We start from the raw sequence: 608 nt of genomic DNA on the forward strand, positions 1-608 counted from the left end.
GAGACTGCGAAGAAACAGCGCGAAACGGTGGCCAAAGAGTTCGCCGACCTGGCCAAGGACATGCGCACTGCCCCGGCCGGGCAAGCTTCGCTCAGCGATGTCTATTCGCTTCAGTCGAAGGCTCGCCAATCGCTGCAGAAAGGCGATAACGAGGGCGCCCTTCGCCAGGCTCGGGAAGCGGCCAAGGTTCTGCGTGAGCTGAAAGAGGCGGGCGAGAACGGCTACGGGCTGGAAGGCATCGCAGACGAGCTGGGCACCATCGCCAACAAGGCCGCGACCAACATCGAAGGCAATGAGAAAGCCAGGCTCGCAGTCATCAAGGCCGACATGGATGAAATCATCGCCAAGGCCGAGGCGATGAAGCGCGTGAACATCGAGTTCAACGGCGACGAGAAGAGCATCCAGCAGTTGGAGACGCAGGCCCAGGCGCTGGCCGAGCGGCTGAAGAAGTACATGGTCATCCCGATCAACTACGTCGGCGTGGACCCTAACGTCACCAGCAGCGAGAAGGATGCGAAGAAGGTATTCAAGGACCTGCCCGATGGGGTCAACCGCGCGTCGGGTGGCTGGATCGATGGACCTGGTAGTTACACCAGCGACAGCATCCG

At 61.0% G+C, this 608-nt stretch carries 1 protein-coding gene; it reads left to right on the plus strand.

Annotated elements, in window-relative coordinates; all coding sequences use genetic code 11:
• Positions 1-608: actin-related protein 2/3 complex subunit 5 family protein (locus L6D89_RS32395; protein ID WP_236202345.1), on the plus strand; the 608-nt coding region annotated here is incomplete at both ends.

It is taken from the genome of Pseudomonas pseudonitroreducens (assembly GCF_021603645.1).
In the GTDB taxonomy this organism is placed as follows: domain Bacteria; phylum Pseudomonadota; class Gammaproteobacteria; order Pseudomonadales; family Pseudomonadaceae; genus Pseudomonas; species Pseudomonas pseudonitroreducens.